The organism is Serratia sp. CY44782 (genome assembly GCF_052168715.1).
GTDB lineage: Bacteria > Pseudomonadota > Gammaproteobacteria > Enterobacterales > Enterobacteriaceae > Serratia > Serratia nevei.
This window is the reverse complement of the sequence record NZ_JBJNME010000001.1, coordinates 184,598-204,134: the sequence shown is the minus strand read 5'-3', so window position 1 is coordinate 204,134 and position 19,537 is coordinate 184,598. Positions and strand designations below refer to the sequence as shown.

At 59.8% G+C, this 19,537-nt stretch carries 18 protein-coding genes; 3 read left to right on the top strand and 15 right to left on the bottom strand.

Translation table 11 applies throughout. The features are described 5' to 3' along the window. Positions 1-40: 40 nt before the first annotated feature. From idnO to ACJ8HT_RS01010, 3 genes are all read right to left on the bottom strand, one after another. A complete protein-coding gene (gene idnO / locus ACJ8HT_RS01020) occupies positions 41-805 on the bottom strand; it encodes a gluconate 5-dehydrogenase (protein ID WP_049200181.1) in 765 nt (254 codons plus the stop codon). A 240-nt stretch (positions 806-1,045) separates the two neighbouring features. Further along, positions 1,046-1,555: a DUF1097 domain-containing protein gene (locus ACJ8HT_RS01015; protein WP_194572812.1), complete on the bottom strand. Its 510-nt coding sequence runs from the start codon at positions 1,553-1,555 to the stop codon at positions 1,046-1,048. A 130-nt stretch (positions 1,556-1,685) separates the two neighbouring features. Continuing rightward, positions 1,686-2,921 carry an MFS transporter gene (locus ACJ8HT_RS01010; RefSeq protein WP_197652404.1) on the bottom strand — a complete coding sequence of 412 codons (1,236 nt, stop codon included), beginning with the start codon at positions 2,919-2,921 and terminating at the stop codon, positions 1,686-1,688. 289 nt (positions 2,922-3,210) lie between these two features. Between ACJ8HT_RS01010 and ACJ8HT_RS01005 the strand changes: the two genes are divergently transcribed. The 3 genes from ACJ8HT_RS01005 to ACJ8HT_RS00995 all read left to right on the top strand — a co-directional run bounded on the left by ACJ8HT_RS01005 (position 3,211) and on the right by ACJ8HT_RS00995 (position 4,856). Further along, positions 3,211-4,086 (top strand): LysR family transcriptional regulator, encoded by an 876-nt coding sequence (locus ACJ8HT_RS01005; RefSeq protein ID WP_197652403.1) that lies wholly within the window; start codon positions 3,211-3,213, stop codon positions 4,084-4,086. Positions 4,087-4,211: 125 nt separating this feature from the next. Beyond that, complete coding sequence (locus ACJ8HT_RS01000; protein WP_033635320.1) at positions 4,212-4,472, top strand: type II toxin-antitoxin system RelE family toxin; 261 nt, start codon at positions 4,212-4,214, stop codon at positions 4,470-4,472. A gap of 18 nt (positions 4,473-4,490) precedes the next feature. Beyond that, on the top strand, positions 4,491-4,856 hold the full coding sequence (locus ACJ8HT_RS00995; protein WP_072022352.1) for a helix-turn-helix domain-containing protein: 366 nt from the start codon (positions 4,491-4,493) through the stop codon (positions 4,854-4,856). 65 nt (positions 4,857-4,921) lie between these two features. On the opposite strand, the gene nuoN is transcribed toward ACJ8HT_RS00995, so the two are convergent. From nuoN to ACJ8HT_RS00935, 12 genes are all read right to left on the bottom strand, one after another. Next, positions 4,922-6,379 (bottom strand): NADH-quinone oxidoreductase subunit NuoN, encoded by a 1,458-nt coding sequence (nuoN, locus tag ACJ8HT_RS00990; protein ID WP_033635324.1) that lies wholly within the window; start codon positions 6,377-6,379, stop codon positions 4,922-4,924. Between the two features lie 6 nt (positions 6,380-6,385). Continuing rightward, positions 6,386-7,915 carry an NADH-quinone oxidoreductase subunit M gene (gene nuoM, locus ACJ8HT_RS00985; RefSeq protein ID WP_025303660.1) on the bottom strand — a complete coding sequence of 510 codons (1,530 nt, stop codon included), beginning with the start codon at positions 7,913-7,915 and terminating at the stop codon, positions 6,386-6,388. Positions 7,916-8,010: 95 nt separating this feature from the next. After that, the gene (nuoL, locus tag ACJ8HT_RS00980; protein WP_019453716.1) at positions 8,011-9,858 is read right to left on the bottom strand and encodes an NADH-quinone oxidoreductase subunit L; all 1,848 of its coding nucleotides are present in this window, start codon (positions 9,856-9,858) and stop codon (positions 8,011-8,013) included. Continuing rightward, positions 9,855-10,157, bottom strand: a complete 303-nt coding sequence (nuoK, locus tag ACJ8HT_RS00975; RefSeq protein WP_004936014.1) for an NADH-quinone oxidoreductase subunit NuoK — start codon at positions 10,155-10,157, stop codon at positions 9,855-9,857. Before nuoK ends, nuoL begins: the two co-directional genes overlap by 4 nt. Next, the gene (nuoJ, locus tag ACJ8HT_RS00970; RefSeq protein ID WP_019453717.1) at positions 10,154-10,711 is read right to left on the bottom strand and encodes an NADH-quinone oxidoreductase subunit J; all 558 of its coding nucleotides are present in this window, start codon (positions 10,709-10,711) and stop codon (positions 10,154-10,156) included. Before nuoJ ends, nuoK begins: the two co-directional genes overlap by 4 nt. Before the next feature lie 13 nt (positions 10,712-10,724). Beyond that, positions 10,725-11,267 (bottom strand): NADH-quinone oxidoreductase subunit NuoI, encoded by a 543-nt coding sequence (gene nuoI, locus ACJ8HT_RS00965; RefSeq protein ID WP_025160170.1) that lies wholly within the window; start codon positions 11,265-11,267, stop codon positions 10,725-10,727. 14 nt (positions 11,268-11,281) lie between these two features. Continuing rightward, positions 11,282-12,259, bottom strand: coding sequence for an NADH-quinone oxidoreductase subunit NuoH (gene nuoH / locus ACJ8HT_RS00960; RefSeq protein WP_004936022.1), 978 nt, complete (start codon positions 12,257-12,259; stop codon positions 11,282-11,284). Further along, on the bottom strand, positions 12,256-14,994 hold the full coding sequence (nuoG, locus tag ACJ8HT_RS00955) for an NADH-quinone oxidoreductase subunit NuoG (RefSeq protein WP_031300541.1): 2,739 nt from the start codon (positions 14,992-14,994) through the stop codon (positions 12,256-12,258). The genes nuoH and nuoG overlap by 4 nt, the downstream gene beginning before the upstream one ends. 76 nt (positions 14,995-15,070) lie before the next feature. Next, positions 15,071-16,417, bottom strand: coding sequence for an NADH-quinone oxidoreductase subunit NuoF (gene nuoF / locus ACJ8HT_RS00950; protein WP_015378579.1), 1,347 nt, complete (start codon positions 16,415-16,417; stop codon positions 15,071-15,073). Beyond that, on the bottom strand, positions 16,414-16,965 hold the full coding sequence (gene nuoE / locus ACJ8HT_RS00945) for an NADH-quinone oxidoreductase subunit NuoE (RefSeq protein WP_004936034.1): 552 nt from the start codon (positions 16,963-16,965) through the stop codon (positions 16,414-16,416). The genes nuoF and nuoE overlap by 4 nt, the downstream gene beginning before the upstream one ends. A 2-nt stretch (positions 16,966-16,967) precedes the next feature. Beyond that, on the bottom strand, positions 16,968-18,764 hold the full coding sequence (gene nuoC / locus ACJ8HT_RS00940) for an NADH-quinone oxidoreductase subunit C/D (RefSeq protein ID WP_004936036.1): 1,797 nt from the start codon (positions 18,762-18,764) through the stop codon (positions 16,968-16,970). Positions 18,765-18,860: 96 nt separating this feature from the next. Beyond that, the gene (locus ACJ8HT_RS00935; RefSeq protein WP_004936039.1) at positions 18,861-19,535 is read right to left on the bottom strand and encodes a NuoB/complex I 20 kDa subunit family protein; all 675 of its coding nucleotides are present in this window, start codon (positions 19,533-19,535) and stop codon (positions 18,861-18,863) included. Positions 19,536-19,537: the final 2 nt, after the last annotated feature.

The window sequence follows — 19,537 nt, the reverse complement described above, 5'->3', positions numbered from 1 at the left end:
ACCCTAAAATGTCATAGCACCAAAAGTTCCACGAGAGCCATTACACCGCAGCGGACATGCCACCATCGACAAACAGCAACTGTCCGTTGACGAAGGCGGAGGCATCAGCGGCCAGGAACACCGCTGCACCGATCAGCTCTTGCGGATCGCCCCAGCGCGCGGCGGGCGTACGCTGGGTCAGCCAGGCGGTAAAGGCCGGATCGTCGGCCAGCGCTTGCGTCATCTCGGTTTTGAAATAGCCGGGGGCAATGCCGTTGACCTGGATGTTGTAACGTGCCAATTCCACGCACATGCCGCGCGTCAACATTTTAACCGCGCCCTTGGATGCCGCATAAGGGGTGATGGTGTCCCGTCCCAGCTCGCTCTGCATCGAACCGATATTGATTATCTTGCCGCACCGACGCGGCACCATGTAGCGCGCCACGGTCTGCGACACGATGAAGACCGCCTTCTGGTTAACGGCGATGATGTCGTCCCAGTCTTGCTCCGGGAACTCGGTAAACGGATGACGGCGTTGGATGCCGGCATTGTTGATCAATACGTCTATCGCGCCGATTTCCGCTTCAATACGATCGATAGCGGCATGCACCGCCAGGGAGTCGGTGACGTCGAACGCCGCCGCATCGGCACGGAGCCCCTCGTCACGCAGGCGATCGGCCGCGTGCCGGGCGTGCGCTTCGGTGGTGGCGTTGATCAGAATATGTGCTCCCTGCTGCGCAAGGCCCCGCGCCAGCAGGAAACCGATGCCGCGCGAGGCGCCGGTGATCAAGACGATCTTGTTATCCAGTGAGAACAGGTTGTTCATGGTGATTCCCGGCCATCAGGCCTCCAATCGGACAGGCCTCTATCTCAGCCGATTGTTACCGGTAAAAATGTGATGGAAATCACTGAAAATCATGTTACGAAACCCTGTTACTCTTAACGTGATCTCACGCAATCCCTGTAAGAGAAACTGACACCTATCCATTTGAAAGTAGAATACTTTCAACAGTGTTACCGTCCTGGTTATCAGGGGGAGCCCGTCGCACAGCGGCGCGACAGCCGCTCACTCGGCGGCGCTGTTTGAGCCGGCATTCTGGCCAGTCGGTGGCGCGGCGCGTGCTTTTTCACTGCGCGCCGCCCACCACAGGCCGCTGTTTTTCATCGCATAACCAAACAGCAGGCCCACCAACAGGGAAAGCGTCACCAGCGGCCAATCGCCACCGCCGGCGAAGGTCGCACAGGCGCCGATAAAGGTACCGGGCACAAACCCCAGCCACTGTTGTTTGGCCTGAATGCACATCAGGAATGCCACGATGCCGGTCAGCAGATACCCCAAGAGATTCCACTGCGGCGCCAGTTCGCTGCCGTGGATGATCGCCATTGCCCAGAAGACGCCGCTGCAGCAGGTCAACGCGCCGATCAGCAACCCTTTCAGCCCGCCCTGCGGGCAGGCGAAATACGCCGTGCACCCGAGAAAACCGGCCCAACCGATCAACCCCAGGCTGACGGCAACCCATCCCCACACGCCGGAGAGGATCCCGGTGGTGACGGCAATGGCGAAAAGAACGTTCATAAAGTGACCCGCGGCAAAAAGAAAGCGCGCAGTTTACCCGAAAGCCGGTCATTTCATGTGATTAAAATCACAATATAAATGCAATTAAAGAATAATTAATTAAATAAAAGAGACTTAAATCACAAAATTATTAACGTGGGAACCCAGCACGTACCGTCATCCATGCCAACAACAGGCATACCGTGGTGCTGCTCAGGAACAGCAGATGGGTTGCCTGCTGCAGATCGACACGGTCGACCACGATCCCCAGCAAGATCGGCACCCAGTTGGCGATATAAGCGATAACGTAAAACAGCGAAAGCAAACGAGCATGGCTGGCCGGTGGCGAAATCAGGTTTACCAGGGTCGCGCTGCCAACGAAAATGGCGCCGTAAGCGTAGCCAGCCACCACCAGCCCCGCAGCCGCCAGCCATAGTGAATGCCACTGGATCGCCACGGCGAATACCACCGCCGCCAGCACCTGCGCCAGGCAACCGAACAACAGCGAATGGCGGGCGTTAAGACGACGGCTCAAAATCTGGCTGACACCGGCGATCAACAGATAAACCGCAATCGCATAGCCAAAGACGCCTCGAGCGTGCAGGCCTAACAGCGTTTCCGCCACGCTGGGGCCGATAGCCAAAATGCTGGCGGCCAGGGCCCAACAGATAAACAGCGCCCCGGCACACACAAAGAATTTACCGCCGGTGGCGCGCAGGCCATCGAGCAGCGAGCTTTTTTCTGTCGCAGCCGGCGCAGCATGGGTCGGCGCCGTAACCACGCCACGCGGCCACGAGAACATCACGCCCAACGCAGCCACGGCGGCAATGACCATGATAAAAACGAACGGCAGCGTCGTGGGATGGAAACCGGTCTGCAAGGCAATGCCGCTGAAGATTGGGCCCAGCGCCAACCCTGTGGTAAAGGACAACGTGGCGATCAACGCGGCGTTTTTGCCACCGTCCCGCGGCCCAAACCGCACCAACGCGATGTTCGCCGCACCGGTCAGCGCCCCGGTGCCTACCCCGGCCAGCAGCCGCGCCATGAGCATCATGACAAAGGTATCGGCCCGCGCGAACAGCAGCGCACCGCTCAACACCACCAGCAATGCCGGCACGATCATGCTGCGCAAATCCTTCACTTTGCCGGCCAGATTGCCGACGCCGAACAAAGAGATCAGCACGCCGGCGGCGTAAGCGCCGTAAACGACGGTCAGGCTGACGGAGCTCAGCGCAAGCTGCTGCTGATACAGCGGATACAGCGGCGTCGGCGCACTGCTGTTCAGCAATGCCGACATCAGTGCCAATGCCAGGAACAATAGAATACCCATGCGCGATGCCTGCGCGTTTTTCGGCACCGTGTCCTGGATGGCGGTATTTTCTGACATGCTTTAACTCCCAAAGTCGGCAGGCGGCAGCCTGCCATCGACGTTTTTCCTCACCCGACGAGCCGGGAACGGCGCTTATCATAGCGTTGCGGCGAAGGGCGAAGTATCGTCAAGAATGAATCACCCTGATGCATTCTTGCATCACCGGAGAAATAACCGCCGATGTGCAGGCCGTTAACCGTCTTTGTCTCCCCCCGGGCGGAACAACGCTTTATGATAGAAACCGTTATTGTTCGCCTGGCTTGGCCCGTGCCCCACGGCGCCGACAAATCCGCAGAGAGGAAATGGCATGATGAATTGGGACGACGCGCGCTTCTTTTTGGCCGTCGCACGCTGTGGCACGCTGCGCAAAGCCGCCAGCCAGCTGCATGTCGATCAGGCGACCGTCGGTCGACGGCTGTCCGCTTTCGAAGACGCACTCGGCTCCAAGCTGTTTATCCGCACGCCGAAATCCTTCGCCCTCAGCCCGCTGGGGGAGGAAATGCTGGCGGACGTGATGAAGATGGAAAATGCGGTGCAGGCGATCAACCGTAAAGCCGCCAGCGGTGACGAAAGCCTGAACGGCAACGTGCGCATCGCCACCACCGATACCCTGGCCGAAGCCTTCGTGATGCCGGCGCTGCAAGATCTGCGGGAACGCTACCCCGCCATCACCGTCACGCTGTTAACGGCGCTGAACATCGCCGATATCTCTTACCACGGCGCAGATCTGGCGATCCGCGGCGCCCGCCCCGATGACGATGAGCTGATCATCAAACGCTTAGCCACCATCGAAATGGGTCTGTACGCCTCTCAGCACTACCTGGCGCGGCACGGCATGCCGGTCAGGGGCGAGCAGCTGCGCGGCCACGATCTGCTGATGTTCCCGCGCGAGCTGGTGCCGCGCCACTGGAACAATTTCTGCGGCGAGGCCATGCACGAGCCCAACGTCGTGCTGCAATGCAATTCACAGCTGCTGCTGCGCTCCGCCACCCGCAGCGGGCTGGGCATCGGCCTGCTCTCCGCGTTTTTGGCGGACAAAGACCCGGAGCTGGTGCGCCTGCTCCCGGAGAACAAAGACTGGGTGGATATCTGGCTGGTGCTGCATCCCGATTTGCAACGCGCCGCCCGCGTGCGCGCGGTGGTGCAGGCGCTGGAAACGTCGTTTAGCGTCCATTACGGCTGAGTGCCGACACGTGGAGAAACATCGCTGATGTCTCACGTATCCTTCTTCGTCCAAGATTGAAATAATAAGATATAAAGCTTATTATCTAATCACTGCACAGGACGTGCATTCGGCCCGAGGGAACAATGGCAAAGATCAGCTGGTCACGTAAAGCACTGAAACAATTGATGACACTGCCTTCTCAGAACCGGTTGGCCATTGCGCACAAGGTTGAACTCTTGGGCACTTTCCCGACCGTCAGACTGGACATTAAAAAGCTGCACGGTACCGATAACCAGTACCGTCTACGCGCAGGGAACTACCGCATTATTTTTGAGATCGTCGATGATGAACCTGTCGTGTGCCTGATTCAGCAGGTAAAACGCAGAACATCGACAACTTATTGAAAGTCAGAGGTATGCCGAATGGCGAAGTTACAGTATATCCATGATGACTCCGGCCAGCCGCTCTATGTGGTATTGCCGCTCGATGAGTATAAAAGGCTTGTGAGACAGCAAGAGGACTACGAGCCTCTTCCCTACCATGCCGATAAGCATGATGATGAAACCGTCCCCCATGAAGTCGTTTCCATCATGCTGGATCAAGACGTCAGCTTGATTGCCGCTTGGCGAATTTTCCGTGGCCTCTCGCAATACGATGTAGCGGAAAAATTGGGCACGACACAATCCGCCGTTTCCCAATGGGAAGCCCCTCACTCGAAACCACAAAAGAAAACCCGGGAAAAGCTGGCTGTCCTCTATCGCTGCCAACCGGCACAAATGACGTTGTAATAGCTTCTTTCCCCCGCCCATAAAAAAAGGTCGCCGAAGCGACCTTTTTACCGTCTGAAGCGTTATCAGAACGTCGGCTGAGCCATTTGCACCAGCGAAATCAGCGGCTGCGGATAGACACCCAACAGCAGCACCAGCGCGGCGGAGATCAGCACCACGACGCCACCGGCGGTCAACGCCCAGTTGTTCGGGGTATCGCGCTGCAGCGATTCCGGCGCGCTGAGGAACAGGCTGACGGTCACGCGCAGGTAGTAGTACAGGCCGATGGCGCTGCCTACCACGACTGCGCCGGTCAGCCACCACAGGTGTGCGCTGACGCCCATCGCGATCACGAAGAACTTACCGATAAAGCCCAGCGTCATCGGGATACCGGCCAGCGACAGCATCATCACCGTCATCACCGCGGACAAGATTGGCTTATGCCAGAACAGACCACGGTAAGAGAACAGCGAATCCGCATCCGGGCCGCGGTACGGGCTGGACATCAGGCTAACCACGCCGAAGGCGCCCAGGCTGCTGAACAGGTAACCGGCCAGGTAAACGCCGGCGGTTTCCAGCGACAGCTGATGGGTTTGCACCGCAATCAGCGCCACCAGCAGGTAGCCCAGGTGAGCGATCGACGAGTAGCCCAGCAGACGCTTGATGTTGGTCTGGCTGATGGCCATCAGGTTGCCGAACAAGATAGAGCAGAACGCAATGATCGACAGCACCATGCGCAGCGCTTCGTTGTCGGCGGCCGGGGCATACAGGAACAGACGCATCACGACCGCGAAGATCGCGATCTTGCTGGCGGTCGCCAGGAAGGTCGAGACCGGCGCAGGCGCGCCCTGATACACGTCCGGCGTCCACAGTTGGAACGGCACCAGCGACAGCTTGAAGCCCAGACCGACGATCATCATGCCCATACCGGCCAGGATCAGCGGCTGGTGCATCATGTTTTCCTGCAGGCTCTTGCCGAGGCCGGCCAGCGACAGATCGCCGGACTCGGCATACAGCAGCGCCATGCCGAACAGCAGGAACGACGAGGCGGCGGCGGACAGCAGCATGTACTTAATGGCGGCTTCCAACGGGCGCTTCTGGCGGTAGGCGTAGCCCACCAGGCCGAACAGCGGCAGCGAGATCAGCTCGATACCGATGAACAGCGAAGCCAGATGGTTGGCGCTCGCCAGCAGGATGCCACCCATGGCGGCGATCAGCACCAGCAGGTAGAACTCTTCGCGGTTATCCGGATAGCCGACCAGCCACGGATACGCGAAGGTGCAGGTCGCCAGACTCGCCAGCAGCACCAGCCCGGTGTAGAACATCGAGTAACCGTCAACCCGCAGCAGCGGGGTGACGTCCATTGGGCCTGCCTGGCCGACAAAGTACAGCGAAAGCAGCGCCAGGTTGAGACCGATCACGGTCAGGGTGGCGTTGATAAAGTGGTCGCGTCGCCACGCAATGCCTAGCATCACAACCACCACCGTCAATCCGACGATCAACAGCGGCAGCAGTGCGATCAGTTGTTGAGGAGTTATTGTCATGGCGAATTACGGCCTTGTTGTTGAAATTGCTGAAACTGACGAACCAAACCAGTGTTGCACGTTGCTCATCGCCGCGTTGGAAGTATCCAGAATCGGCTGCGGGTAAACCCCCAGCAGAACCAGCAACACCACCAGCAGCAGAATGATGAACAGCTCGCGCGCGGTCATGCCCTGCAGCGGTTGGTCGGATTTAGGCGCACCGTAATAAGCGCGCTGCATCATGATCAGCGAGTAAACCGAAGCGAACACTAGACCGAAGGTAGAAATCACGGTGATCACCGGCACCACCTGGTAGCTGCCGAACAGAATCATGAATTCGCCGACGAAGTTACCGGTACCTGGCATCCCCAGCGTAGCCACGGCGAAGAACAGCGACAGCGCAGGGATGAACTTGATACGCCCCCACAGGCCGCCCATCTGACGCATGTCACGGGTATGCAGACGCTCATACAGCTGGCCGCAGATGATAAACATACCGGCGGCGGACAGACCGTGCGCGATCATCTGGATCACCGCGCCCTGGTAAGCCAGCTGGCTGCCGGTGTAGATGGCGATCAGCACGAAGCCCATGTGCGAAACCGAGGTGTAGGCGATAAGACGCTTGATGTCTGTCTGCGCGAACGCCATCCAGGCGCCGTAGAAGATGCCGATCACGCCCAGCCACATGGCGATTGGCGCAAACTCGTGCGAAGCCTCAGGGAACAGCGGCAGGCTGAAACGCAGCAGGCCGTAGGCCGCCGTTTTCAGCAAGATGCCCGCCAGGTCAACGGAACCTGCGGTCGGTGCCTGGCTGTGCGCGTCCGGCAACCAGCCGTGCAGCGGCACCACCGGCATTTTCACCGCGAAGGCGATGAAGAAGCCCAGCATCAACAGATATTGCACGTTGTGGGACATCGGCGTTTGCAGCAGGTCTTCGTAATCGAAGGTCCACACGCCGGTCGCGTTGTAGTGCACGAACACCAGGCCCAGGATCGCAATCAGCATCACCAGACCACTGGCCTGGGTGTAGATGAAGAACTTGGTCGCCGCGGTGATACGGGTTTTACCGTCCGACGCCTTGTGGCCCCACAGCGCGATCAGGAAGTACATCGGCACCAACATCATTTCCCAGAAGAAGAAGAACAGGAACATGTCGATGGCGAGGAACACGCCGATAACGCCGCCCAGGATCCACAGCAGGTTGAGGTGGAAGAAGCCCTGATACTTCTGGATTTCACGCCAGGAACAGAGGATCGCCAGCACGCCCAGCAGACCGGTCAACACCACCATCAGCAGCGACAGGCCGTCCAGCGCCAGGTGGATGGAGATGCCGAAGCGCGGGATCCACGGCAGCAGGAATTCGCTCTGCCACTGCGGAATGCCTTTCGGCGTGGTCAAGGTATAGCCGCCCTGCATCCACAACTGCAGAGAGAGCGCCAACGTCAGCCCCATTGCGATCAGCGCTATCCAGCGCGGCACCTTAGTACCGAAGCGCTCAAGCTGCCAGCACAGCAGACCGCCGATAAAGGGGATAAGAATTAGCCAAGGTAATAGCATGGCGTTTTGTGTCCCTTATACGAATAATTTCAAACTTTGTACGTAGCGCCTGCCCGGCGCTACGCCCGAAAAATGCGTCTGTTTAAATTATTCAATTAAACCAAAATCAACAGAGCCAATACGACCACTGCACCCACACCCATAGACGCTATATACCAACGCACCTGACCGTTCTCGCTCACCGTCAGACCGCGGTTCCCCCAGCGGGAGAAGACGGCCGGCAGGTTCATCAGCGAGTTCAGCGGATCGCGCTGCAGCAGCTTCGCAATGCCCAGGTACGGCTTGACGAACACTTTGTCATACAGCCAGTCGAAGCCCCAGGCATGGAACCACCAGGTCGAGAAGAAACGCCCCGGCGCACTGTTGGCGATGCTGTTGACCAGGCTGCGTTTGCCCAGCCACAGCGCGGCCGCCAGCAGAATGCCGACGATAGCTACCACGCCAGAGGTGATTTCCAGCGTCAGCACGCTGCCGTGCGCCAGCTCGGTCGTATCCGGCAGCACGCCCTGCAACGGCGGCACGATCATCGCGCCGACGAAGGTGGACAGCACCAGCAGAACCAGCAGCGGCAGGTGGTGAGTGATGCCTTTACCGGCATGCGCTTTGATTTTCTCTTCGCCGTGGAACACGATGAAAATCATACGGAAGGTGTACAGCGAGGTCATGAACGCGCCGACCAGGCCGGCCACCATCAGGTTGATATGGCCGTTGGCCATCGCGCCCGCCAGGATCTCGTCCTTACTGAAGAAGCCGGCCGTGACCAACGGCAACGCAGACAGCGCCGCGCCACCCACCAGGAAGCAGACGTACACCAGCGGGATGCTCTTGCGCAGGCCGCCCATCTTGAAGATGTTTTGCTCGTGGTGGCAAGCCAGGATCACCGAACCGGACGACAGGAACAGCAGCGCCTTGAAGAACGCGTGGGTCATCAGGTGGAAGATCGCCGCGTCCCATGCCTGCACGCCCAGCGCCAGGAACATGTAACCGATCTGGCTCATGGTGGAGTAAGCGAGCACGCGCTTGATGTCGGTCTGCACCAGTGCGGCGAAGCCGGCCAGCAGCAGAGTGACCGCACCGACGATGCCCACCAGGTGCAACACTTCCGGCGCCATCAGGAACAGGCCGTGCGTACGGGCGATCAGATAGACGCCCGCGGTCACCATGGTCGCCGCGTGGATCAGTGCGGAAACAGGGGTTGGGCCCGCCATCGCGTCCGCCAACCAGGTTTGCAACGGCAGCTGCGCCGATTTACCGACCGCGCCGCCCAGCAGCATCAGGGTCGCCCAGGTGATGGCCGTATCGCCCACCGCCAGTTTCTGCGGTGCCAGGATCATCAGCTCGCGGATATTCAGCGTGCCCAGCTCGTTGTAGAGGATGAACAGCGCGAACGCCAGGAACACGTCGCCCACGCGGGTCACGATGAAGGCTTTCATCGCCGCCGCGCCGTTGGCCGGATCTTTGTAGTAGAAGCCGATCAACAGGTAGCTGCACAGGCCCACGCCTTCCCAACCCAGATACATCAGCAGCAGGTTGTCCGCCAGCACCAAGACCACCATACTGGCGATAAACAGGTTGGTGTAAGCGAAGAAGCGCGAATAGCCCTCTTCACCGCGCATGTACCAGGAGGCGAACATGTGGATGAAGAAGCCAACGCCGGTGACCACCGACAGCATGGTCAGCGACAGGCCGTCCAGCACCAGGGTCACGCCGATATTGAAGTTGCCGACGGCCATCCAGGTCCACAGGCTTTGCTCGAACAGCTGCACGCCGGCGGCTTTCTGGGCGAAGAAATCCATCGCCACATACACCGTGACCAGCGCAGCCAGGCCGATAGAGCCCACGCCGACGGTAGCCGCCGTGTTCTCAGACCAACGACCGCGGGAAAATGCCAACAGCAGGAACCCGATCAGCGGTAGCAGAATTGTTAAATATAATAGGTTCATCCGCGCATCTCACTGACAGTATCAATATTCAGGGTATGACGACGACGGTAGAGCTGCAGCAGCAGCGCCAGGCCGATACTGGCCTCGGCTGCCGCCAGGCTGATCGCCAGGATGTACATCACCTGACCGTCCGCCTGGCCCCAGTAGCTTCCCGCCACGATAAACGCCAACGCCGCAGCGTTGATCATCACTTCCAGGCTGATCAGCATAAACAGCAGGTTGCGGCGCACCAACAGCCCGGTCAGCCCGAGCACAAACAGGATAGCCGCCAGGATCAGGCCGTGTTGAAGAGGGATCATGCTTGCTCCTCCGATTTTCTTCTCGCCATTTCGCCACTCGCCGGCGCGTTGCTCAGCACCTCGCCAGGCTTGTGCTCGCGGCCGATATGGAAGGCGACAACCAGACCCGCCAACAGCAGCATTGAAGCCAGCTCAACCGCCAGTACGTAAGGCCCGAACAGGCTGATGCCCACCGCCTTCGCGTCGACCATCTCGCCGCTGATACCCTGGTCGGATACGCTGCGAATAGCGACGATCAATACCACCAGCAGCGCCAGCGACAACAGGCCAGGCCCGATCCACACCGTTGGCTTCATCCAGTCGCGCTCTTGCTGCTGCACGTTGCCGAGGTTCAGCATCATCACCACGAACACGAACAGCACCATGATGGCGCCCGCATAGACGATGATTTCCAACGCGGCGGCAAAGTAGGCGCCGAGCGAGAAGAAGACTGCCGAGATCGCCAATAACGAGACGATCAGATACAGCAGCGCATGCACAGGGTTGGTATGGGTGATCACGCGAATCGTCGCGGCCACCGCAATCAAACCTGCCAGGTAAAATGCAATTTCCATGCTTGCTGGCTCCTTAGGGCAACAGACCTTTGACGTCGATCGGTTTGGCTTCGTTTTCGGCTTCGCCTTTGGCTTTGCCGTCAATCGCCATACCGGCCATCCGGTAGAAGTTATATTCCGGATATTTACCCGGCCCCGAGATCAACAGATCTTCTTTTTCGTACACCAGATCCTGACGCTTGTACTCACCCAGTTCGAAATCCGGCGTCAGCTGGATAGCGGTAGTCGGGCAAGCCTCTTCGCACAGGCCACAGAAAATGCAGCGCGAGAAGTTGATGCGGAAGAACTCCGGATACCAACGGCCGTCTTTCTGCTCCGCTTTTTGCAGCGAGATACAGCCGACCGGGCAGGCAACCGCACACAGGTTACAGGCGACGCAGCGCTCTTCGCCGTCCGGATCGCGCGTCAGCACGATGCGGCCACGGTAGCGCGGCGGCAGGTAAACCGGTTCTTCCGGATACATCTGGGTTTCGCGCTTGGCGAAGGCATGCATGCCAATCATCCAAATGCTGCGCACCTGGGTGCCGAAACCAACCACTAACTCTTTCAATGTCATGGTTTATTCACCCCTTATTGAGCGTTGTACAAAATGACCGCGGCGGTTGCCAGCAGGTTCAGCAGCGTCAGCGGCAGGCACACTTTCCAGCCGAAGGACATCACCTGGTCATAACGCGGACGCGGCAGCGCGGCACGGATCAGGATGAACATCATCATGAAGAAGGCCGTTTTCAACGCGAACCAGATGAATGGCGGCAGGAACGGACCCTGCCAGCCGCCGAAGAACAACGTCACAATCAGGGCGGACACGGTGACGATACCGATGTATTCCCCCACGAAGAACAGACCGAACTTCATGCCGGAATATTCGATGTGGTAACCGTCGGCCAGTTCCTGCTCGGCTTCCGGCTGGTCAAACGGGTGACGGTGGCACACCGCCACGCCGGCGATCGCGAAGGTCACAAAGCCGAAGAACTGCGGAATGACGTTCCAGACGTGCGCCTGGGATTCAACGATGGCCTGCATGTTGAACGAATCCGCCTGCATCACCACGCCCATCAGCGACAGGCCGATGAACACTTCGTAGCTCAGGGTTTGCGCGGAGGCGCGCATCGCGCCCAACAGCGAGTATTTGTTGTTGCTCGACCATCCGGCGAACAGCACGGCGTACACCGCCAGGCCGGCCATCATCAGGAAGAACAGAATACCGATGTTGAGATCGGACACCGCCCAGGTCGGGCTGACCGGAACGATAGCAAATGCCAGCAACAGGGAAGTAAAGGCGATCATCGGCGCCAGGGTGAAGATCACCCGGTCGGAGAATCTCGGTACCCAGTCTTCCTTGAAGAACATTTTGATCATGTCGGCGACCAGCTGCAGCGAGCCGCCCCAGCCTACGCGGTTCGGTCCGTAGCGGTTCTGGAACAGGCCGAGCAGGCGGCGTTCGCCGAAGCTCATGAATGCCCCGCACGCCACGACCACCAACAGGATCACGACCGCTTTAAGAATGGCGATCAGAATGTCGATCACCTCAGGGGTAAACCAGCTCATCGTGCCGCCTCCCGCAGATTGTCTACCTTAGCACCCACCAAGATCGGCGGGATCCCTGGCAAGCCGAGCGGCAAACCAACCTGGCCCTGGGTCAGGGTTTCACTCAGACGCACCGGCAGACGCAGGGTCTGGCCCGCACAGCTGAACTCCACCAGGCTGCCCGCGTTGACGCCAAGCGTCGCCGCATCGGCCGGGTTGACCATCACGTAGGCTTCCGGCATGCGCTGCTGGATCACGTGAGAGCGCTGCGACATTTCGTCGCTGCCGAACAGGTGGTAGTAAGGCGCGACACGCCAGCCGTCGACCGGATTGAACGCGGCAGGCACGCGATCGAAGTAACCGAGGCTGCCCTCCCCCGCTTCTATCAGGCGCACGCCCGGATCGCCGTGGCGCAGTTTGCCGCCCACTTCGGCCTGGAACTTGTTCCATGCCTGCGGTGAGTTCCAGCCTGGCGCCCAGGCGAACGGGATCTGCTGACGATCGGCCAGCGGACTGTTGTTCCCTTCCATCGAGAAGGCGAACATGGTGTCTTTATCCTGCGGCTGACGCGGCTCGTGCACGCTGATGTTGGCGCGCATGGCGGTACGGCCGCTGGAGCGGTGCGGCGAACGCGCCAGCTTCTGACCGCGAATGCGGAAAGTCGCGTCCGGCGCAGCGTCGACGATGCCCTGCAGCTGCGGCAACGCGGCAACGCAAGCGGCGATCACGTCATCGAGCTGGGTCCAGTCCACGTGGCGGCTGGTGTAGGTGGAGTGCAGCGAGTGCATCCAGCGCCAGCTTTCCAGCATCACGGTGAACTGATTCTTCTTGGCGTCGTCGTAATAAGCCGGATCGTATACCTGGAAGAAGCGCTGCGCGCGGCCTTCCTGGTTGATCAGCGTACCGTCGCTCTCGGCAAAGCTGGCCGAGGAGAGGATCAGGTTGGCTTTGTCCATGATCGCGGTGCGCTGGTGGTCGGCGACGATCAGGTTGTTGACCTTGGCCAACGCCGCATCCACCTGCGCCGCCGGCGCATGACGATAGAGATCGTTTTCCATCACTATGGCGGTGTCGGCTGCGCCGCTCGCCAGCTGTTCCAGCGCCTGATCGAGCGAACCGCCGCCGATCATCGCCAGGCCCATGCTGTTGGCTGCGCCCGCCACGAAGGTGATGCCGACATCGGAACCGCGGCCCTTCAACGCTTTGGCGATGTTGGCCGCCGCTTCGATGATGGCTTCGCTGCCGGCGTTGCTGCCGGTCACGATCAGCGGTTTGCGTGCGCCGGTCAGCGCCTGCACGATGATATCGACTTTCTTGTTCAGGCCTTCAGCCAGATCGTTCACCGCCGGCGCCGCGCTGTCCAGCGCGTGAGCGATGGCGAAGCCGAAGCGCGCCTGCTCGTCCACCGGCGCGCGGTAGTTCCAGGCGGCGATGTCGTCCAGACGGGTGTTGTCGACGTTGGTGGTGAACAGCGGGTACTTGGCGTGCTGACCGATGTTCTGCACCGCCGCGATCTGCCAGTCGGCCACGCGTTGCGCCGCTGCCATCGCGCGGGCTTTACCCTTGACGGCCTGGCGCACGGACAGCGCGATACGCGCACCGGTTTGCGTCAGGTCTTCGCCCAGCACCAGCACCGCATCGTAATCTTCGATCTCACGCAGCGCCGGCGTATGGACGCCGCCGTTTTTCAGCACGTTCAGCATCAGCGCCAGGCGTGATTGCTCCGCCTGAGCGATACCGGTGTAGTAGTTCTCGGCGCCGACCAGCTCGCGCAGTGCGAAGTTGCTTTCCAGGCTGGCGCGCGGGGAACCGATGCCGATGGTTTTCTTCGCCTGACGCAGGATGTCCGCCGCGCCCTGCATCGCCTGCTCGGCGTTCAGGGTGATCCAGTCATCGCCGCGCAGCTGTTGCGGTTGACGCGGACGATCTTTCTGGTTGACGTAGCCGTAACCGAAACGGCCGCGGTCGCACAGGAAGTAGTGGTTCACGCTGCCGTTGTAACGGTTTTCGATACGGCGCAGCTCGCCATAGCGTTCGCCCGGGCTGGTGTTACAGCCGATGCTGCACTGCTGGCAAATGCTCGGCGCAAACTGCATGTCCCATTTACGGTTGTAGCGTTCGGAGTGCGTTTTGTCGGTGAATACGCCGGTCGGGCACACTTCCACCAGGTTGCCGGAGAACTCGCTTTCCAGCGTGCCGCTTTCCGGGCGACCGAAGTAGACGTTGTCGTGCGCGCCGTACACGCCGAAGTCGGTGCCGTCCGCATAGTCTTTGTAGTAACGCACGCAGCGGTAGCAGGCGATGCAGCGGTTCATCTCGTGCGAGATAAACGGCCCCAGCTCCTGGTTGTTGTGGGTGCGCTTGGTGAAGCGGTAGCGGCGGAAGCTGTGGCCGGTCATTACCGTCATATCCTGCAGGTGACAGTTACCGCCTTCTTCACAGACCGGGCAATCGTGCGGGTGGTTGGTCATCAACCACTCGACCACGCTTTCACGGAACTGCTTTGCTTCACCGTCATCGATGGAGATGAAGGTGCCGTCGGATGCCGGGGTCATACAGGACATCACCAAACGGCCGCGCGTATCTTCCGCGTTTTGGTATTGCTTTACCGCACATTGGCGGCAAGCGCCGACGCTTCCCAGCGCCGGATGCCAGCAAAAGTAAGGAATATCAAGGCCGAGGGAAAGACAAGCCTGCAGCAGGTTGTCCGCTCCGTCTACCTCATACTCTTTGCCGTCTACATGAATCGTAGCCATAGTCAGCATGCTTCCAAGTGGCCTGCCTTGCGGCAGGCGTTAATCAAAAATTCTGGCCGTGTTCGGGCGAGTCGGCTTACCAGCGCTGCTTCAGCAGATTGTTCGGCTGAATGCCGCCAATCGCATGGGCGTTGCCGAAGTGCTGCACGGCGATGCCCGCCTCGAACTCTTCACGGAAATATTTAATCGCGCTTTGCAGTGGCTCTACGGCACCTGGCGCGTGGGCGCAGAAGGTTTTGCCCGGGCCGAGGGAACGGCACAGCTGTTCGAGGGTTTCGATATCCCCCGGCTGCCCTTCGCCGTTTTCCAACGCACGCAGGATCTTCACGCTCCACGGCAGGCCGTCGCGGCATGGCGTACACCAGCCGCAGGACTCGCGGGCGAAGAACTCTTCCAGGTTACGCACCAGCGGCACCATGCCGATCTCGTGGTCTACCGCCATCGCCAGCGCGGTGCCGAGACGGCTGCCGGCTTTGCCGATCGCGCCGTATTCCATCGGCAGATCGAGGTGATCGGCGGTCAGGAAGTCGGTCCCCGCGCCGCCCGGCTGCCAGGCTTTGAAGCGCAGACCGTCGCGCATGCCGCCGGCGTAGTCTTCCAGGATCTCGCGCGCGGTGGTGCCGAACGGCAGCTCCCAGACGCCCGGATTTTTCACCCGGCCGGAGAAGCCCATCAGCTTGGTGCCTTTGTCTTCACTGCCGGAGATGCCGGTGTACCACTCCACGCCGTTCGCCAAAATGGCCGGCACGTTGCACAGCGTTTCGACGTTGTTGACGCAGGTCGGCTTGCCCCACACGCCGGCGCTGGCCGGGAATGGCGGTTTGGAACGCGGGTTGGCGCGGCGGCCTTCCAGCGAGTTGATCAGCGCGGTTTCTTCGCCGCAGATGTAACGGCCGGCGCCGGTGTGCACGATCAGCTCGAAATCGAACCCGGTGCCGAGAATGTTCTTGCCCAGATAGCCGGCTTCGGTGGCTTCCGCGATGGCGCGACGCAGGTGCGCCGCCGCTTCGATGTACTCACCGCGCAGGAAGATGTACCCACGGTAGGCTTTCAGCGCGAACGCGGAGATCAGCATGCCTTCCACCAGCAGGTGCGGCAGTTGCTCCATCAGCAGGCGGTCTTTATAAGTGCCCGGCTCCATTTCATCGGCGTTACACAGCAGGTAACGGATGTTCATGGATTCGTCCTTCGGCATCAGGCTCCACTTCAAACCGGTGGAGAAGCCCGCGCCGCCGCGGCCCTTCAGCCCGGAGTCTTTCACCAGGCCGACGATCTCGTCCGGGGCCAGGCCTTTGAGGGCCTTTTCTGCGCCGGCATAGCCGTTTTTGCTGCGGTACTCGTCCAGCCACAGCGGCTGCTTGTCATCGCGCAGACGCCAGGTCAGCGGATGCGTTTCGGGAGTGCGTACAATGTGCTTGGTCATTGATACTGCTCCAGTAGCGTCTCGATATCTTCAGGCTTCAGCTGACTGTGAGTGTCCTCGTCAATCATCATGGTCGGCCCTTTATCGCAGTTGCCCAGACAGCAGGTCGGCAACAGCGTGAAGCGGCCATCAAAGGTGGTTTGACCCGGCTTGATGTTCAGCTTCTTCTCGATAGCGGCCTGAATGCCCTGGTAACCGGTGATGTGACAAACAACGCTGTCACAATAACGGATCACGTGACGTCCTACTGGCTGACGGAAAATCTGGCTGTAGAACGTGGCCACGCCTTCTACGTCGCTGGCGGGGATGCCCAGCACTTCCGCGATGGCGTAAATCGCACCGTCCGGAACCCAGCCGCGCTGCTTCTGCACAATTTTCAGTGCTTCGATGGAAGCGGCGCGCGGATCCTCGTAATGGTGCTTTTCGTGCTCGATCGCATCACGTTCTTCCGCGCTCAGTACAAAAGCATCAACGCCGCTCTGAGGAGCGGCTGCGTTGATGGGCTCGAGCGCATCATTGACTGCGTGATTGTCTTTTTGATCATGCATAGTTAGCGGTCCACATCTGACATTACAAAATCGATACTACCCAGATAGACGATCAGGTCGGAAACCAGGCTGCCACGGATGACCGATGGGATCTGCTGCAGGTGCGCAAAGCTCGGCGTACGTACCCGGGTGCGGTAGCTCATGGTGCTGCCGTCGCTGGTCAGGTAGTAGCTGTTGATCCCTTTGGTGGCTTCAATCATCTGGAATGATTCGTTGGCTGGCATCACCGGGCCCCAGGAAACCTGCAGGAAGTGGGTGATCAGCGTTTCAATATGCTGCAGCGTACGCTCTTTCGGCGGCGGCGTGGTCAGCGGGTGATCGGCCTTGAACGGGCCTTCCGGCATGTTGTTCAGGCACTGCTCGAGGATGCGCAGGCTCTGGCGCAGCTCTTCCACCTTCAGCATCACGCGGGTGTAGCAGTCGCTGGTGCCGTCGCCGACCGGCACTTCGAAGTCGAAGTTCTCGTAGCCGGAGTAAGGACGCCATTTACGCACGTCGAACTCAACGCCAGTGGCACGCAGGCCGGCGCCGGTTACGCCCCACTCCAGCGCTTCTTTGGCGTTGTAAGACGCTACGCCGATGGAACGGCCTTTCAGGATGCTGTTCTTCAGCGCCGCTTTCACGTAGGAGTCCAAACGCTTCGGCATCCAGTCGAGGAATTCACGCAGCAGGCGATCCCAGCCGCGCGGCAGATCGTGCGCGACGCCGCCGATGCGGAACCAGGCCGGGTGCATACGGAAACCGGTGATCGCTTCCACCAGATCGTAGATTTTCTGACGGTCGGTAAAGGCGAAGAACACCGGGGTCATCGCGCCGACGTCCTGAATGAAGGTGGAGATGTACAGCAGGTGGCTGTTGATGCGGAACAGCTCGGACAGCATCACGCGGATGGTGTCAACGCGCTCCGGCACCTTGATGCCGGCCAGCTTCTCGACCGCCAGCACATAAGGCATTTCGTTCACGCAGCCGCCGAGGTACTCGATACGGTCGGTGTACGGAATGTAGCTGTGCCAGGATTGACGCTCGCCCATCTTCTCGGCGCCGCGGTGGTGATAGCCGATATCCGGCACGCAGTCGACGATCTCTTCGCCGTCCAGCTGCAGAATGATGCGGAACGCACCGTGCGCAGACGGGTGGTTCGGGCCGAGGTTGAGGAACATGAAGTCTTCGTTCTCGGTGCCGCGCTTCATGCCCCAGTCTTCCGGCTTGAAGGTCAGCGCTTCCATCTCCAGATCTTCTTTCTGCTTGGTCAGCACGAAAGGATCGAATTCGGTGGCGCGCGCCGGGTAGTCCTTGCGCAGCGGGTGCCCTTCCCAGGTCTGCGGCATCATGATGCGCGACAGGTGCGGGTGGCCGTCGAAGGTGATGCCGAACATTTCCCAGGTTTCGCGCTCGTACCAGTTGGCGTTCGGGAACACCTTGGTCGCCGTCGGCACGTGCAGGTCTTTTTCAGACAGCGCCACCTTCAGCATGATGTCGCGGTTGCGTTCGATGGAAATCAGATGGTAGAAAACGGAGAAATCCGCAGCGGGCAGGCCGTCGCGGTGGGTGCGAAGACGTTCGTCCACGCCATGCAGATCGAACAGCATGACATACGGCTTCGGCTGTTTTCTCAGGAACGTCATTACTTCCAGCAACTGGTCAGGTTTAACCCATACAACGGGCATGCCGGTACGGGTGGCCTGAACAGTAAAGGCTTCCGGCCCAAAACGGTTGCGCAGTTCGCCGATCACCGGGTCGTCAAGGTGATCTCGGGTCTGCCAGGCAGGCAAGGCGTCGTGCGTCGTCAAATCTGTCATAATTTTTTTTCACCACACTAAAGGGTTATTCGCCGCAAGTTTCACTTTTCGCTGTGTTAACCAATAGCGCACTAAGATGGACGTTAAATGAACGTCTTAAATCTCGTCAGGCGTCCGGAGGTTGGTCACCGCGATGCGCTCGCCGTGTTTACGCTCTCTTTCAGACTGCATATTGGCGCGGTAAACGCCCTGATCGCCGACAACCCACGACAGCGGGCGACGTTCTTTGCCGATGGATTCCTGCAGCAGCATCAGCGCTTGCATGTAGGCTTCCGGACGCGGCGGGCAGCCGGGAATGTACACGTCGACCGGCAGGAACTTGTCCACGCCCTGCACCACGGAATAGATGTCGTACATGCCGCCGGAGTTGGCGCAGGCGCCCATCGAGATCACCCACTTAGGCTCCAGCATCTGCTCGTACAGGCGTTGGATGACCGGGGCCATCTTGGTGAAACAGGTGCCGGCTACCACCATCAGGTCAGCCTGACGCGGGGAGGCGCGCAGTACTTCCGCACCGAAACGCGCCACGTCGTGAACGGCGGTAAACGACGTCACCATCTCCACGTAACAGCACGAAAGGCCGAAGTTATACGGCCAAATAGAGTTTTTACGCCCCCAGTTCACCATGTCATGCAGCGCATGTTCGAGTTTACCCATGTAAACCGTGCGGTGGACCTGTTGTTCCAGGGGATCGGCGACGATCTCCTGTTTTTGCAGGGGATAACGGTCGTTCTCACCGTTCGGGTCTATGCGGGTGAGCGTATAGTCCATCT